Source organism: Flavobacterium eburneipallidum (genome assembly GCF_027111355.2).
GTDB lineage: Bacteria > Bacteroidota > Bacteroidia > Flavobacteriales > Flavobacteriaceae > Flavobacterium > Flavobacterium eburneipallidum.
Genome location: NZ_CP114291.2, coordinates 2,086,173 through 2,101,801, shown reverse-complemented (window position 1 = coordinate 2,101,801; position 15,629 = coordinate 2,086,173). Strand labels below are relative to the sequence as shown.

The following is a 15,629-nucleotide window of genomic DNA, read 5'->3' as shown; positions in this document are numbered from 1 at the left end:
AATAACAAATTATACAAATGAAAAAAACAATCTTATTGCTTTTAATAGTTGCAACACAATTAGCTGTAGCTCAAAACAAAAATGAATTTCAACTAAAAGTACAATACAATCCGGAGACAAAATACGACCAAACAATGGATCAAACAACCCATTTGGAAATGAAATATTCAGGAGATTCAGAAATTATTCAGAAACTGAAAGAAAGTGGCATGCAAAACCCTATGATTACTGATAATAATTCCGTCATTGAATCTGTTTTTAAAACAGGAAAATTATCCGAAAACAAAGATTTTCCTCTAACAATTGAATTCGTTAAGACCACAAATAGTAATGATAAAATTGTAATTCCAAGCGGAACTATCATTTATGGGAAAGGAACCCTTGGAAATATGCCTACTTTAGACTCTATAGTTTCACCAGGTTTGAGCGAAGAATTTAAAAAAAGTATGCTCCAAACTATGCAAGCCACTTTTTCTCAAATAAACATTCCTGAAAGAACCGTTAAAGTTGGTGACGTTTTTTCTATAGATACTCCAATGTCTATCCCAATGGCAGGTATGCAATTAGAAATGACAATTACCACGACTTATAAATTAGAAAGCATCCAAAAAAATATTGCCGATTTTGATATTTCACAAGTTTTTACGATGAAAACCAATACGGGTAAATTCCCTATGAACGCAACAGGTACAGGAAAAGGAAAGTTACTCTATGATATCATTAATAATTTCAACCTTAAATATCAAATAGACATGGAAATGTCTGCTAATATGAAAATTAAAAAAATGGAATTGGATATTACATCAAAAACAGGAATGATTCAAACAGCAAAAATTTTGAAATTTTAGAATTTGATTAATACTGATTCTTTAGAATGCTTACTACAACAATATGCCACTATAACCTTAAACAATAAACAAAACAAATACTCAAGTGAAAAACTTATTCCTACTTCTATTCATAATTTCGATTCAGTTAAGTATCGCACAAACCAATACAATTTATTCGAGCACATCTTCAACTACTCTAGTCCCTTTTGAATTTGGAATTAAAGTAGCTTCTGGATCTGTAAATGGAAAACCTACAAAAATCTTAAGCATTATATTCGATGGAAATGTCGAAGTGTTCATAAATAAAATGAAGCTATCACTTGGAAATGAGCAAATCCAAAACGAAGGAAAAATTCGAAATTCAATCATTTTTAAAAATTTTAAGAAACCGGAATGGAGTGAAAATAAAATCATTTTAACATTCTTTTCAACTACTAACTTAGGTAGGAATGCTGTAACAGTAACTTGTTTGGATAGTAAAGGAAATGATCTTCTGGAGTTTGATAGCCAGTCACATATAAAAATCAAAACTTACTTTGAGAGCCTTCTTCCAAAATAACAGCTGGCATCAAGAATTACAAAGTAGCCAGCTTTACATAGCCCAAAGTTTATGATTAATGAATTTTACAACTTTTATATCAACAAAGAAGAACCAAACAAAAGTTGTTTGTTAGCCTTGCGTAGTATCATTTTAGCTCAAGACAACAATATTACAGAAACTCAAAAATACGGAATGCCTTGTTTTTGTTATAAGAAAAAGATGTTTTGTTATTTGTGGACAGACAAAAAAACAACTGAACCCTATATTTTAATGGTAGAAGGAAATCATCTGGATCACCCCAAATTAGAAAAAGGCGACCGCTCGCGAATGAAGATTTTCAGAGTGAATCCCAACCAAGATTTACCTCTAGAAACAATTGAAACTATTCTGCAAAAAGCTTTAGACCTATATCGAAATGGCATCATAAAGCTCAAAGAATAAATGGGCAGCACCCAATAAAACAAAAACCAAACATTAAACCGTTTTACCTTGTTTACTGCTGCGAAGTTTAGCCACTTTACAACACACCCCTACTACAATATGCCGTTACAATTTTAGTAAACTATTCACGGCTTGTGTTGATTATCATTGAAATAGCTATAAACTCGCAATTTAAATATGTAAATAATACTAGTTATTTCTAAAGTTGTACAACACTCATTCTCATTAATTGACTCACCTTTATGACGTTGCAAAAATTAATTTGCAACACTAAATCAAGAAAAGATGAGTCACAAAAAATTCAAAGTATGTATTGATGCCTGTAACGACTGTGCAGCTGAATGCGAACATTGTGCAACAGCGTGTTCAAACGAACCCAATGCTATCCTGCAAGCCAAGTGTATTGAACTGGATCGTTATTGTGCGGATATGTGCCGTATGGCGGCTGCTTTTATGGCAAGATCAGACGAACACACCATCGGTTTTGTAAACAAATTTTGCAACTTGTGTGCAGAAATTTGCAATGCTTGTGCCGACGAATGTGAAAAACATGCACATATGGAGCATTGCAAAAAATGTGCGGAAGCCTGTCGCAAATGTGCCGTTGAATGCAGCAAAATGGGAGAAACAAACAATTTGCAATCCGATAACGTGGATTTCTTCCCGAGTGAGGCAAACTAACGAAGTAATCCACGTTGGTTTTTACCATTATTATATGCAGCAATAAAAAACCCGACAAGTTTTGAAACCTGTCGGGTTTGAAATATAAAAAAACCTTAATGACTCACTTTATCCACTTCCTCGGGATCATGTTTGTATTTAAAAACAATAGCAAATAATATCAAAATTACAAAGGCATACCCAGCAAACGAAAACCAAACATTAGGCCATTGCACCTTGTTTTCAACGGTAAAATAACTCACAGTTCTTCCAGCAAATTCTCCGCCAAGTATCGCTCCTACTCCATTGGTCATCAACATAAACAATCCTTGAGCACTGGCTCTCATTTTGCTATCGGTTTGTTTTTCGACAAATAAAGAACCTGAAATATTAAAGAAATCAAATGCCATTCCGTAAACAATCATTGATAAAATCAAGAAAATTACGCCCGAACCAGGATTTCCAATACCAAACAAAGCGAAACGCAACGTCCAAGCCAACATACTAAACATCATCACTTGTTTGATTCCGAATCGTTTTAGGAAAAAAGGAATGGTCAAAATGAATAGTGTTTCTGAAATTTGAGACAACGATATAATAAAGACAGAATGCTCTACACCAAAAGTTCCTTGGTATTCTGGATTGGAGCCAAAATCTCTAATAAAAGTATCACCAAACATATTGGTAATTTGCAAAGCGGCTCCTAAAAACATGGCAAAAACGAAAAAGATAGCTAATTTTTTTTGTTTGAAAAGCACAAAACTATCCAACCCAAATTTACTCGACAGCGATTGATTGGTATTCTTATTTTCAGCTGGCACATCAGGCAAACTGAAACAAAACAAACCAGTGATTATCATTGCAACTGCAGCAAAAACAAATTGATTGGCATTGGATTTCCAATCGGTTATATCGGTTGTCCACATTGCCAAAATGAAGCCTACCGTTCCCCAAACCCGAATGGGTGTAAATGTTTTTTGAATGTCAAAACTGAATTTATTCAATAAGGCATAACTCACAGAATTGTTTAATGCAATAGTAGGCATATAAAAGCAACTGGTGGCAAAAATAACCCAATACATTTCGGTTGAATTCGTCGCTTTTGAAGCAAAGAAAATAGCAATTCCTCCAATGATGTGTGCAATTCCTAAAACTTTTTGTGCGCTAAAATATTTGTCGGCAATAATTCCTAATAAGGCAGGCATAAACAAACTGGCCCAACCCATAGAACCATACGTTCTTCCTATCGACAATCCAATGCTATCTCCTTCTATTGGACCAAAAGTTTGTCCCATATATCCTCCTAGCGAAATCAACCATATTCCCCAAACAAAGAATTGGAGAAAATTCATTATTGTCAAGCGAATCTTAATATTCATACCCATTTTTAGTCTTTATTTTAGTGCTTTTCATCTTGTTTGTAAATCTACCATTAAATTCAGATATTCAAATGAAAAAACAAAAAAAAACCATCCCCTTTTTCGGGATGGTTTTTCTAACTAATTAACAAAATTAAAAAAAATTACTTTTCAAATTTAGTCGGTTAAGTTTTAAAGTAGATTGTGGGGCAAACTCTTTTAAATCTTCAACAACATTTCAATTTTTAGGTTAAGTTTAAAGTAGATTGTGGGGCAAACTCTTTAAATTTTCAAATCAAGTGTAAAGTAGATTTAGGGCAAAAATCTTTTATATCTCTGTTCTTAATTTCTTTGACAAATATAGGTATTTTATCGATTAAAAAACAAATAAAATCGATGAAATACACAAATTTAAAATTTAATAAATATTAAACTTACAAAATAAAACTTTAAGGAGCTAATCTATCTACTTTCCAAGAACAATCTTTTTGTAATTGATAGCGAATTCTATCGTGCAAGCGATTGGGTCTTCCTTGCCAAAACTCCACTTCAACAGGACGGATTAAATAACCACCCCAATGTTGTGGTCTTGGAACATCTTTGTTTTCAAAATCATTTTCCAGTTGTTTCAAATTATCCTCTAATACAGCTCTCGAAGCAATAATCTCACTCTGATTAGAAACAATAGCTCCCAATTTACTTCCAGCTGGTCTGGATTCAAAGTAACCGTCTGATATATTTTCAGAAGTTTTCTCGGCAATTCCTTTGATAATAACTTGACGCTCTAGCGAATGCCAGAAAAAAGACAAACAAATATTAGGATTTTTAGCAATGGCTTTACCTTTTTCGGAATTGTAATTGGTATAAAAAATAAATCCTTCATAAGTGAATTGCTTTAACAAAACCACTCTCGATTTTGGAAAACCGTCTAATCCAATGGTAGAAACCGTCATAGCATTCACCTCTTCTACTCCACCAAAATCCTCTACTTCATGAAACCATTTATTAAATAAATTAATTGGATCTTCGGGGATATTGGTTTCCAAAAGTTCGCTTTTTTCATAAGATTTTCTATAGTTGCTTAAGTCTTCCATATTGTTATATTTCTTTAAGTTGCAAAAATAAGCAAACTTATTCTCATATAAAGAGTTTCCCACAAATGTATTATTCTTGTTATTTGCACACTTAAAGCGTCTAAATTATATTGCTCACAGTGCTTTGAAACGCTTACAGCGTGACAAATAGAGTAGTTTGTATTGTAACAATTGGGTTGCTATTAATCAAAGCTCAAAACTTTTTCCATCATCAGCCAAAAGTACATTCGGAAAGATGGTTTCGGCTTGTTCTTTAAAAAGGGTAATACTTTCGTATCGAGTGGAATAATGCCCTAAAATTAATTGTTTTGCATTGGCTTTCAAAGCAATTGTTGCTGCTTCTTTTGCTGTGGAGTGCATCGTTTTTCCTGCCAAAGCTTCTTCCGAATCCAAGAAAGTAGATTCGTGATACAAAACATCAACATCTTTTATAACAGGAATAATACTTTCGTCATAAACCGTATCCGAACAAAAAGCATAACTCATTGGTGGATCAGAATCGAATGTTAATTTATCGTTTTCAATAACATTTCCATTGTCTAGTGTAATGTCTTTTCCGTTTTTGATATTTTGATAATAACAGGTTTCAATTCCATAGTTTTGAACAGCTTCTACATTGAGTTTGCGTTCTCTAATTTTTTCTTGAAACAAAAAACCATTGGTATAAACCCTATGATTCAAAGGAATTGTTTTCACTATTACCTTATCATCCTCAAAAATAATTTCACTTTCTTTGGATTCTAATTCGTGAAAAAACAAACCGTATTTAGTCCAAGAATTAGACAATCGCAATTGCAAATTGATAATTTCTTTGATGCCTTTTGGCCCATAAATATGTAAATCTGTTGTTCGATTGAGCAAGGCAAAAGTAGAAATCAAACCTATTAAACCAAAAAAGTGATCGCCGTGCAAATGTGAAATAAATACGTGATTGATTTTTGAAAATCGGATTTTATTTTTGCGTAATTGCACCTGCGTTCCTTCGCCACAATCAATGAGAAACAATCTATTTCTAATCTCTAAAACCTGTGAAGTCGGATTGGTAAAAGTTCGAGGAGTAGCGGCATAACAGCCAAGGATAGTTAAGTTCAAAGTTTATTCGGTTATTTGTTTATTCGGTTATTCGATTAAACAAATAACCGAATAAACAAATAAACTTTTTTTTAAAAGCCCAAATCGCGTTCTATTTCGTCCATTTCAATAATGTCGTGTGCTTCTTGCAAAGAGCGAACCACTGCTAATTTATCAGAAATAGCATTAAAATCGATTTCTTGAGTTACAATAACAAATGATTTTTTGCTTTTTTTATGTGTTTTCGAAAGTGGTAAAAAACTATTTACTTCTTTGACAGAAAGCGTTTTATAGGCTTGAATGTCAATAATTAAGTTTTGTTTCTCAAAAGTTTTATACTCGTGAGTTATTTTATCCAAAAACGAAACCAAATCGCCTTGAGTATCTTTTATAGAGGTTGTATGTCCTTTTTTATCTACTTTCATTATGCTAATTTACAAAGAATAGTTTAAAATTATTGGATTTTGGATGCCAACAAATAAATGACTGCCATGCGAATTGCTACTCCATTTTCCACTTGATTCAAAATCACGGATTGTTTAGAATCAGCCACATCTGAAGTGATTTCTACTCCACGATTGATAGGTCCTGGGTGCATAATTACAATTTCTTTATTTAAAGAATCTAACAAGGTCTTGTCTAATCCATACTGCTGTGCATATTCACGTGTAGATGGAAAAAAGTTCACATCCATTCTTTCATTTTGAACTCGAAGCATATTTGCTACATCACACCATTCTAATGCTGTACGCAAATCGGACTCTACCTTTACTCCAAGTGATTCAATATGCCTTGGAATTAATGTTTTTGGGCCACAAACTTTTACTTCGGCACCTTGCATTTGCAAAGCATAGATATTAGAAAGTGCTACTCTCGAATGCAAAATATCACCTACAATCACTACTTTTTTGCCTCCTACATAGCCTAGTTTTTCTCTTATAGAATAACTATCTAACAAAGCTTGTGTTGGATGTTCGTGTGCACCATCACCCGCATTCACGATACTTGCTTTTACATTTTGAGACAAAAATTGTGCAGCACCAGGACTAGAATGTCGCATTACTACCATATCTACTTTCATCGAAAGAATATTGTTTACAGTATCAATAAGCGTTTCTCCTTTTTTAACCGAAGATTGCGCTGCCGAAAAACTAATTACATCGGCTGACAACCGTTTTTGAGCCAATTCAAAGGAAAGTTTGGTTCGGGTACTATTTTCGAAAAAGATGTTGGCAATAGTAATATCACGAAGTGAAGGTACTTTTTTAATCGGACGATTAATAACTTCTTTAAAATGATCGGCGGTTTCAAAAATAAGGTCAATATCTTTCTGGTTGATATATTTAATTCCCAATAAATGATTTACACTTAACTCGCTCATTTTCTATTATTTATTAATTAAATACACGGCATCTTCACCGTCTTGTTCTTTCCAACACACTTGTACTTTTTCATCATTGATAGCATCCACCTGACGACCTCGATAATCAGGTTGAATAGGCAAATGACGACTAAAACGACGATCAATAAGTGTTAATAATTCAATTTCTGATGGTCTTCCAAAGGACTGAATAGCAGTCAATGCCGAACGAATACTTCGACCAGTATATAAAACATCGTCTATAAAAACTACTTTTTTATTTTCTACGATAAAATCAATTTGAGTTTTGTTGGCCTCTAATGGTTTGTTGGTTCTGCGGAAATCATCTCTAAAGAAAGTGATGTCCAAATACCCTAAAGCAATATTAGAAATACCATATTCTTGTACCAATAAATTTTTCAATCGTTCTGCTAAAAAGGTACCACGTGGCTGAATACCAATTAAAATAGTATTCGAAAAATCAAGATGTTTTTCAATCAATTGACAGGCCAAACGATGCAGAATGATATTGACTTCTTTGGAAGTGAGCAATACTTTTTGACTCATAATGAAGTGTTGTAATTGGAATACAAATATAGGAATTATGAGTTAGGAATTATAAATTAAAAGTCGAGATTTTTTTAATAAGAATCTAAATTATATAAAAACACTCCTGAATTCTGTAACATTCTTTTTTGAACATTACTATAATTTTACATTTATAATTAATTCAAACCTTTAAAATCCAGCTATTATGAAACATTATGCACCCAAAATACTAATGCTAGCATTAGTCTCGATATTATTTACAAGTTGCGAACTTATTGGTGATATATTTCAAGCAGGAATGAGTGTTGGTATATTTCTGGTAATAGCAATTATTGTTCTTATAATTTTTGTAGTTAGCAAAATAAAAGGAAAGTAAAAACTTCTACAAAATAAAAAATTCCGTTACAAATTGCAACGGATTTTTTTATTTTTTAACTCTCAATTTTTAATTCTTTTAAGAATACATCTTGGTTCTTAATTCTTGAACACCTTCGTTATCCAAGTATTCATCAAAAGTCATATAACGGTCAATAGCTCCGTTTGGCGTTAACTCCACTACTCTATTACCAACAGTTTGAGCAAACTCGTGATCGTGGGTGGTGAAAATCACTGAACCTTTATAGTTTTTCAAGGAGTTGTTGAAAGCCGTAATCGACTCCAAATCCAAGTGGTTGGTTGGTTCGTCTAGCATCAAAACATTGGCTCTTTCCATCATCATTCGAGACAACATACAACGTACTTTTTCACCTCCTGATAATACATTACAGGTTTTTAAAGCTTCTTCTCCAGAGAAAATCATTTTTCCTAGGAAACTACGAATGTTTACTTCGTCACGTTCTTCTTCGGTTTTTACCCATTGGCGCAACCAATCTACCAGAGAATAATCATTTTCAAAAAAAGAATGGTTATCACTTGGCAAATAAGCCTGATTGGTAGTAACTCCCCAATCAAAAGTACCTGAATCGGCGGTTTGATTGTTGTTCAAAATTTCATAAAATGCTGTTGTTGCACGAGAATCTTTAGAGAAAAGAACAATTTTATCGCCTTTTGCCATGTTCAAATCAACGCCTTTAAACAAAAGTTCTCCATCAATAGATGCACTTAAATTCTCAACATTCAGAATTTGATCTCCAGCCTCACGCTCTTGGTCAAAAATAATTGCTGGATAACGGCGACTTGATGGTTTGATTTCGGAAATATTCAATTTAGAAATCATTTTTTTACGAGAAGTAGCTTGCTTTGATTTGGCGACATTCGCAGAAAAACGACGAATAAATTCTTCTAATTCCTGTTTCTTTTCTTCGGCTTTTTTGTTTTGTTGTGCACGCTGTTTCGCCGCTAATTGGCTAGACTCATACCAAAAAGTATAGTTTCCTGAATAGTGATTGATTTTACCAAAGTCAATATCGGAAATATGCGTACAAACTGCATCCAAAAAGTGACGGTCGTGAGAAACTACAATTACGGTATTTTCATAATTCGCCAAGAAATTCTCCAACCAAGCAATGGTTTCAAAATCCAGGTCATTGGTAGGCTCATCCATAATCAGTAAATCTGGATTTCCAAAAAGTGCCTGTGCTAAAAGCACACGAACTTTCATTTTCCCTTCCAAATCAGCCATTAAAGTATAGTGATTGTCTTCGGTAATTCCAAGATTAGAAAGCATTGAAGCCGCATCCGAATCGGCATTCCAACCGTTCATTTCTTCGAATTGTACTTGCAACTCTCCTATTCTATCAGCATTTTCATCTGTATAATCTAAATATAAGGCATCCATTTCGGTTTTTACTTTATACAAAACCTTGTTCCCCATCATTACGGTTTCAAGTACAGTATGCTCGTCAAACATATTGTGGTTTTGATTTAAAACCGACATACGTTTTCCTGGTTCTAAATGAATGTGTCCCGAAGTAGGATCCATTTCGCCCGAAATTATTTTTAGAAAAGTTGATTTTCCAGCACCGTTGGCTCCAATAACACCGTAAATATTTCCTTGAGTAAAGACCGTATTTACTTCGTCAAACAAAATTCTTTTGCCAAACTGTACTGATAAATTATTTATTGATAACATAAATTGTTTTTTGTAAAATTTTGTGCAAAAGTACAAAAATAGTGTTGTTAAAACAGCGTTTATTTATGCTTTCTCTTTCATTTTTTTACAAATTGATTTTATTAAAAAAAGTAGTTTTATAACTTTCACTTATTGGCAAACGTTTATCGGCAATTAACACTTTATTTTTTTGAATGGATTTGATGTGTTTCAAATTGATGATGTACGAACGGTGAATTCTTGAAAAGCCTTTGCTAGCCAAGGCATTTTCTAACTTAATCAAACTCATTAAGGTTAGAATATACTTACCATCGGTAGTGTAAATCTTGACATAATCTTTCAGGCCTTCGACGAATAAAATATCGGCATAATTGATTTTGATATTCTCATATTCAGCTCTAACAAACATAAAATCGTTTGTTTCTTCGGTGGCAATAGTTGGAGAAATTGTATTTTGAACAGGTTCTGAAGGAGCAAAAATATTTTCGGCTCGAACTACTGCTTTTAAAAATCGGTTGAATGGAATGGGTTTTATTAAATAATCAACAGCACCAAAATCGAATCCTTCTACAGCATAATTAGAATAAGCCGTGGTGAAAATAATCAATGGTTTTTTATCGATAGCGTTAATGAAATCGATTCCTGTAAAATGTGGCATTTCTATATCCAGAAAAATCAAATCTACCTCTGTTTTATTTATTAAAGCAATAGCATCAATGGCATTGTTAAAGGTATTGACCAGTTCTAAAGATTCGATTTTACTCACAAAATCTTTGAGCAAATCAACTGCTAATGGTTCGTCGTCAATAATTATACATTTCATATTAAATATTTGCAGTTTGAATTTGATCTAATTTCAGGTTTAAATGTACCGAATAGTTCTGATATTTTTCGACAATGGTAAGCGCATGCGAATCGGGATACAATAATTTCAGTCGGTTTTTGATGTTTTTGATTCCAATTCCTGAATTTTCGGGATCTGAGACATTTTTTTCTATTCGGTTTTCGACCCAAAAATCTAAATTATTTCCTTCGATTTGGATTTTAATCTTCACACGGGTATTTCCTTTATAATCCGTTCCGTATTTGAAGGCATTTTCTATAAATGAAATCAACAACAAAGGTTCGATATATTTATTCCGAGTATCACCGTGAATGTTGACAAAGATATTCTCAATATTATTCAAACGCAATTTTTGCAACTCAATATAATTCTGAATATAGTTGATTTCTTTTTCTAACAAAACCGTTTTATTATCGGTTTCGTAGAGCATATAACGCATTAATTCTGATAAAGTAACAATGGCTTCGGGAACCAAATCGGATTTTTTGTGTGCCAATGAATAAATACTATTCAGGGTATTGAATAAAAAATGAGGATTGGTTTGTTTTCTTAAATAAATCAGTTCGGCGGTAGTTCTTTCGGATTCGACAAATAATTTGTGTTGTTGGTTGTTAAAGTATTCAGACAAAACCCTAATAATCGTACTTATTGCAATAATCAAAAGATAGAAAACTGCTGGCATTATCCTAAAAAACAAAGGCTTGTTCTTTGAAAATCTTATTTCTTTGCCAAGTGCATCAAACATTTTTGGATGTTGCATTTCGTGCATATCAGGCATTAAATATTGAGTTCTAAAAACGATAAATAACGTTATCAAAGGAATTAAAACTGCAAAAAATTGAAGGTGTTTTTTTTGCAAAAGCAAATTAGGTACTAAATAAAAATAGTTTAAATAGAATAAAAATATTCCTGTTGACCATTGGACAAAGAAATCATTATTGAGTTTCATTGGGCTTTCGTAAAACTGCATTAAGGAAGCTAGAATGAAAAAAAACCAAATACAACTGTGCAATAGTATTTGGTTTTTTGAATTATTTTTTAACGAGGTTACATCCATTTAGAGGGCTATTTCTAATAAAATTAAATCTTTTTTGGCAATCGTTGGAGATAAATTTTGTTTAATCCTTTCGAGAACCAAATTTCCCACTTTCAAAGCATCAGTTCTACTCTTGAAACTTTCTTGTTTGGAGAGCGTTGGAATTACCGTTTGCTTGATTAAAACTTTATGATTAACCGCAATGGTGTATCCCCAACCTTCATCTACTTGAAACGATTCTAACTCATAAACCGGTTTTTGATGGCAAGAAACTAGAAGTAAAAAAACAAATATTAATTTTAATAATTTCATTTTGATAGTATATTTCAGATTGTAGATTTTAGATTTACAGCCTAATAAATACAAATTTATCTGATTTTGAAGAATCTGCAATCTAAAATCTAAAATCTGCATTTAATTAATCATTATCAACTTGCTCATCATTAGGTTTAAATTCAAGCAAATCGTCGAAATAACTTGTTCCTGAACGACCCAACATAATATAACCTCTATTGTTGATGGCAAAACCAATAGCATCAATCCTTCCCGAAGCTTCCAATGAGGTTTTTTCTAACCACAAATCAGTATCAGGGTTGTATTGCCAAACGGATGTTGAATTATCTCCAGTTGCCAAATATCCTAAATTGTTCATTACAAAACTACTTGCATTAGCTCTTGTTAAAGCGTAATCTTCATTGTATTCTCCAGAATCTCCTCTGTCAATATCTCGTTTTTTAGTCCAAACTTCGGTATTTCCATCAAACTCCCAAAAATCAGTTTGCAAGACATTATTGCTTGTTCCTGTTGCAATATACGCTTTGTCGTTGATTACAAAAACGGTTGCATTTCTTCTTTTATTTCCTCCAAAACCTGATGAAAGTGTCCAAGTATCTGTTGATGGAATGTATTGATAGAAATCTTTTAGATAATTTCCGTCATAACCCGTTCCAAAATAGCCTTTGCCCGCCACCTGAAAACCTACTGCTCCATAACGTGCAGAACCTGCAAAATCAGCTTTTTGAGTCCAAGTATTAGTCGATGGATTGTATTCATAAAAATCTTTTAGACGATTGGTTCCGTCATAGCCCAGACCTACATATCCTTTTCCATCCAATGAAAATCCTGATGCCGAACTTCTTTTAACTCCTATAAAATCGGCTTTTTGTTCCCAAAAATCGCCTTGAGTATCATAAACCCATAAATCGTTTAGATACACATCGCCCGTATAACCCGTTACTACATAAGCAAAATTTCCGATAATAAAACTAGCCGCACTGGATCGAGCTGGTCCATCAAAGGAAGATTTTTCGATCCAATTTCCAATCAAATCATCGGTATCATCATCTTCTGTGCAACTGGAGAATAAAAACGGAACAAGAATAATCGAAAATACCAGTGCCTTTTTTAATGTAATCATAATGTATTGTTTTAATGTTTATATTTAATTATTATTCCAAAATTGTATCCGTCTTTGATATTAAAATCAGTAGTTGTATTGTTATAGCTGTCTAAAAGCAAGTATTTTTTATTGAAATCATAGCCTGCTTTGAAACTTACAAACCAATTTTTGTCCATATTGCGTTCGAATTCTAATGTCGTTGTGAATTGCGAAAAACTCGCTTTTGAGGAATTATTCCATTGGTACAAACTTCCGTTGAATTCATTTTTTAAAGCAAAGACATTTCTGCTATTATTAGAATAACTCATCTTGGTTTCTGGAAATCCAACAACGAAATTCAACTTTTTGCTGTATTCATAATAATAAGCCAATGTTGGTAAAATCAGTGTTTTTCCGAAAATATTGTTCCTGCTCGCTCCTACTGTTATGATTTTATTGGCACTCAAAATCAAATCAACATTCAAGGCTCCTAATACATCGATATCCGAAATTTTTAAATTATTCGCACTAGCGATAAAAGGTTCTATTTCAAAATTCACATTCATTTTATCTGATTTCAAATAACTAAACCTTAATCTGTTACTCATCTCACTCAAAGCAGTTGATGAATTATAAAAATCCGTGTTGAAATAATTGATGTTCGTTGAATTGTATTTTAATTCATTTTCAATCTTAAACTTTGTTCCAAATGTTTGACTATAATCAACGCCTAAATTGACTTGGTTTACTTTTATATTTTCGGTTGGTTGCGTATTTACTCCCAACGCTACCGAAAGATTATTTTGAGCACTCAAATTAAAAACCACACAAAAAAACAACCCTTTTATTGTATTCCTTATTTTCATTATATCAATATTGGAACAAATCTATCTAGGTTTCTAATCGCAAAAAAAGAATATATATGGTTGGCTAGTTTCAATAGATGAATGGGCTTAAATCATCGTTCAGTAAAATATAGAGATGTTTTGAAGTGTTGTAGTGTTTTAAGGCAATTCAGTAGATACATATTTGCCACTAGTATATATTATAGTTCGAAATGTAGCTTCAGGATATAGATTTGCGAAAAAAAATTATGAAGTATATTTTGTTCCTATTATTTTTCATAACCCTTTTTACCTCTTGTCAAACTGACAATTTAGAGGGCGAATATGTGGTGGGTTCTGATTATTTGAGTGTCAATAACAAAGTGATTTTGATTGATACCTTGACCGTAGAAATGTCAACCATTAATTTTGATTCTTTGGTAACCTCCAGTCAAAGTCGGGTTTTAATTGGCAATTACACGGATCCAATTCTAGGAAAAGTAAAATCTGAAAGTTATATGGAACTCACTCCCGATAGTTATTACATAGGAACGAGCAGTTCGGATACTGAAACCAATAACTATGTATTTGATTCGATAGCTGTAATATTAAAATACGATCGTTATTATTATGGTGACACGACCAAGCAACAAACGATAAACATTCATCAATTGACTCAAAAAGTAAAACCCAACACGGATGATGATAGTTTTTATAACAATTCAACTTTAATTCACAGCAGCAATAGCATTGGCACAAAAACTTTTTATCCAAAACCTATCGGAAAAGATTCGGTTCATATCACTATTGATGACACTTTTGGAAAAAATATGTTTACCAAACTGAAAAACAACCAAATCACCAATGCCGATGAATTCAACGATTATTTCAAAGGAATTGTGATTAAATCTTCGGCTTCAAATTCAAACAGTGCAATTGGCTATACCACAACTAGTTTGATGCGATTGTATTACAAACAGACCAATAGTGACTCTAAATATTCCTTGACCAAGGATTTTACCTTAAATGGTATCGACAAACAATTCAACAATATCACATTGGATAGAACTGGTACAGCAATTGAAAACCTACCTGATTCTAGAAATAAATTAAGTAGTAATTTGACCAACAATAGTTCTTATATCCAATCAGGAACTGGATTGGCGTGTCGAATTGATTTTCCGTATCTCAACCAATTGAAATACATTTCTAAAAAAGGAGTCATTGTCGATGCTGAATTGATTATCAAACCTATAAAAAATAGTGCATCGGCATTGTTTCCCATCAAAGATTCCTTGCAAGTGTATGAAAGTGATAATTTGAATCGAATATCAAAATACCTAACCCGATCGGATGGTTCTGCAGCATTGGCTTTGTTGAACAATACACCCGACGAATTCAACGAAAACATTGGTTACAGTATAAACATAGGAGCTTTTCTATACAAAGAAATGCAAAAAACAACTAGCACCAAATCGTCTTTGATTTTTACATTTCCTAATATTTCTAAAGGCGTAAACCGAATCGTTTTAGGGAATCAGAAAAATCCAGAAAATAAAATTAGATTAAAAATATATTATATCTCCTATTAGC

Annotated in this window: 17 protein-coding genes; 5 read left to right on the top strand and 12 right to left on the bottom strand. The window is 32.7% G+C overall.

All coding sequences use genetic code 11. The annotated features are described in order from the left end of the window. Positions 1-17: 17 nt before the first annotated feature. The 4 genes from OZP15_RS08750 to OZP15_RS08735 all read left to right on the top strand — a co-directional run bounded on the left by OZP15_RS08750 (position 18) and on the right by OZP15_RS08735 (position 2,493). Positions 18-848, top strand: a complete 831-nt coding sequence (locus OZP15_RS08750; protein WP_281335883.1) for a hypothetical protein — start codon at positions 18-20, stop codon at positions 846-848. A gap of 289 nt (positions 849-1,137) precedes the next feature. After that, a complete protein-coding gene (locus tag OZP15_RS08745) occupies positions 1,138-1,389 on the top strand; it encodes a hypothetical protein (RefSeq protein ID WP_269225100.1) in 252 nt (83 codons plus the stop codon). Positions 1,390-1,443: 54 nt separating this feature from the next. Beyond that, positions 1,444-1,812 carry a DUF1801 domain-containing protein gene (locus OZP15_RS08740; protein ID WP_432419387.1) on the top strand — a complete coding sequence of 123 codons (369 nt, stop codon included), beginning with the start codon at positions 1,444-1,446 and terminating at the stop codon, positions 1,810-1,812. A gap of 285 nt (positions 1,813-2,097) precedes the next feature. Further along, positions 2,098-2,493: a four-helix bundle copper-binding protein gene (locus OZP15_RS08735; RefSeq protein ID WP_269225098.1), complete on the top strand. Its 396-nt coding sequence runs from the start codon at positions 2,098-2,100 to the stop codon at positions 2,491-2,493. Positions 2,494-2,588: 95 nt separating this feature from the next. Here the strand turns inward: OZP15_RS08735 and OZP15_RS08730 are convergent, their stop codons facing one another. The 12 genes from OZP15_RS08730 to OZP15_RS08675 form a co-directional block, all read right to left on the bottom strand. Then, positions 2,589-3,851, bottom strand: coding sequence for a nucleoside permease (locus OZP15_RS08730; RefSeq protein ID WP_281335882.1), 1,263 nt, complete (start codon positions 3,849-3,851; stop codon positions 2,589-2,591). 428 nt (positions 3,852-4,279) lie between these two features. Next, entirely contained in the window at positions 4,280-4,924 is a 645-nt protein-coding gene (gene pdxH, locus OZP15_RS08725) for a pyridoxamine 5'-phosphate oxidase (RefSeq protein ID WP_269225097.1), read from the bottom strand. A gap of 186 nt (positions 4,925-5,110) precedes the next feature. Next, the gene (locus OZP15_RS08720; RefSeq protein ID WP_281335881.1) at positions 5,111-6,016 is read right to left on the bottom strand and encodes a ribonuclease Z; all 906 of its coding nucleotides are present in this window, start codon (positions 6,014-6,016) and stop codon (positions 5,111-5,113) included. Positions 6,017-6,087: 71 nt separating this feature from the next. After that, on the bottom strand, positions 6,088-6,420 hold the full coding sequence (locus tag OZP15_RS08715; RefSeq protein ID WP_269225096.1) for a ribonuclease Z: 333 nt from the start codon (positions 6,418-6,420) through the stop codon (positions 6,088-6,090). A gap of 29 nt (positions 6,421-6,449) precedes the next feature. Then, positions 6,450-7,376 (bottom strand): aspartate carbamoyltransferase catalytic subunit, encoded by a 927-nt coding sequence (locus OZP15_RS08710; RefSeq protein WP_281335880.1) that lies wholly within the window; start codon positions 7,374-7,376, stop codon positions 6,450-6,452. A 6-nt stretch (positions 7,377-7,382) separates the two neighbouring features. Further along, on the bottom strand, positions 7,383-7,922 hold the full coding sequence (gene pyrR, locus OZP15_RS08705) for a bifunctional pyr operon transcriptional regulator/uracil phosphoribosyltransferase PyrR (protein WP_269225094.1): 540 nt from the start codon (positions 7,920-7,922) through the stop codon (positions 7,383-7,385). A 436-nt stretch (positions 7,923-8,358) separates the two neighbouring features. Then, entirely contained in the window at positions 8,359-9,975 is a 1,617-nt protein-coding gene (locus OZP15_RS08700) for an ABC-F family ATP-binding cassette domain-containing protein (RefSeq protein ID WP_281335879.1), read from the bottom strand. 85 nt (positions 9,976-10,060) lie between these two features. Further along, the gene (locus OZP15_RS08695) at positions 10,061-10,777 is read right to left on the bottom strand and encodes a LytR/AlgR family response regulator transcription factor (protein WP_269225093.1); all 717 of its coding nucleotides are present in this window, start codon (positions 10,775-10,777) and stop codon (positions 10,061-10,063) included. Between the two features lies 1 nt (position 10,778). Further along, the gene (locus OZP15_RS08690; protein ID WP_269225092.1) at positions 10,779-11,747 is read right to left on the bottom strand and encodes a sensor histidine kinase; all 969 of its coding nucleotides are present in this window, start codon (positions 11,745-11,747) and stop codon (positions 10,779-10,781) included. Positions 11,748-11,855: 108 nt separating this feature from the next. Continuing rightward, positions 11,856-12,146, bottom strand: a complete 291-nt coding sequence (locus OZP15_RS08685) for a DUF4907 domain-containing protein (protein WP_269225091.1) — start codon at positions 12,144-12,146, stop codon at positions 11,856-11,858. Positions 12,147-12,252: 106 nt separating this feature from the next. Next, positions 12,253-13,251, bottom strand: a complete 999-nt coding sequence (locus tag OZP15_RS08680) for a Kelch repeat-containing protein (protein ID WP_281335878.1) — start codon at positions 13,249-13,251, stop codon at positions 12,253-12,255. A gap of 11 nt (positions 13,252-13,262) precedes the next feature. Then, positions 13,263-14,078 carry a DUF6268 family outer membrane beta-barrel protein gene (locus OZP15_RS08675; RefSeq protein ID WP_281335877.1) on the bottom strand — a complete coding sequence of 272 codons (816 nt, stop codon included), beginning with the start codon at positions 14,076-14,078 and terminating at the stop codon, positions 13,263-13,265. Positions 14,079-14,305: 227 nt separating this feature from the next. On the opposite strand from OZP15_RS08675, the gene OZP15_RS08670 reads away from it, so the two are divergent. Further along, entirely contained in the window at positions 14,306-15,628 is a 1,323-nt protein-coding gene (locus OZP15_RS08670; RefSeq protein WP_281335876.1) for a DUF4270 family protein, read from the top strand. Position 15,629 lies beyond the last annotated feature (1 nt).

Bases quoted from the DNA above. Each gene is read 5' to 3' on its own strand.
- OZP15_RS08700 (WP_281335879.1), bottom strand. From the start codon at position 9,975: ATGTTATCAATAAATAATTTATCAGTACAGTTTGGCAAAAGAATTTTG.
- OZP15_RS08695 (WP_269225093.1), bottom strand. From the start codon at position 10,777: ATGAAATGTATAATTATTGACGACGAACCATTAGCAGTTGATTTGCTC.
- pdxH (WP_269225097.1), bottom strand. From the start codon at position 4,924: ATGGAAGACTTAAGCAACTATAGAAAATCTTATGAAAAAAGCGAACTT.
- OZP15_RS08685 (WP_269225091.1), bottom strand. From the start codon at position 12,146: ATGAAATTATTAAAATTAATATTTGTTTTTTTACTTCTAGTTTCTTGC.
- OZP15_RS08715 (WP_269225096.1), bottom strand. From the start codon at position 6,420: ATGAAAGTAGATAAAAAAGGACATACAACCTCTATAAAAGATACTCAA.
- OZP15_RS08675 (WP_281335877.1), bottom strand. From the start codon at position 14,078: ATGAAAATAAGGAATACAATAAAAGGGTTGTTTTTTTGTGTGGTTTTT.
- OZP15_RS08690 (WP_269225092.1), bottom strand. From the start codon at position 11,747: ATGAAACTCAATAATGATTTCTTTGTCCAATGGTCAACAGGAATATTT.
- OZP15_RS08670 (WP_281335876.1), top strand. From the start codon at position 14,306: ATGAAGTATATTTTGTTCCTATTATTTTTCATAACCCTTTTTACCTCT.
- pyrR (WP_269225094.1), bottom strand. From the start codon at position 7,922: ATGAGTCAAAAAGTATTGCTCACTTCCAAAGAAGTCAATATCATTCTG.
- OZP15_RS08710 (WP_281335880.1), bottom strand. From the start codon at position 7,376: ATGAGCGAGTTAAGTGTAAATCATTTATTGGGAATTAAATATATCAAC.
- OZP15_RS08680 (WP_281335878.1), bottom strand. From the start codon at position 13,251: ATGATTACATTAAAAAAGGCACTGGTATTTTCGATTATTCTTGTTCCG.
- OZP15_RS08745 (WP_269225100.1), top strand. From the start codon at position 1,138: ATGAAGCTATCACTTGGAAATGAGCAAATCCAAAACGAAGGAAAAATT.
- OZP15_RS08730 (WP_281335882.1), bottom strand. From the start codon at position 3,851: ATGAATATTAAGATTCGCTTGACAATAATGAATTTTCTCCAATTCTTT.
- OZP15_RS08735 (WP_269225098.1), top strand. From the start codon at position 2,098: ATGAGTCACAAAAAATTCAAAGTATGTATTGATGCCTGTAACGACTGT.
- OZP15_RS08750 (WP_281335883.1), top strand. From the start codon at position 18: ATGAAAAAAACAATCTTATTGCTTTTAATAGTTGCAACACAATTAGCT.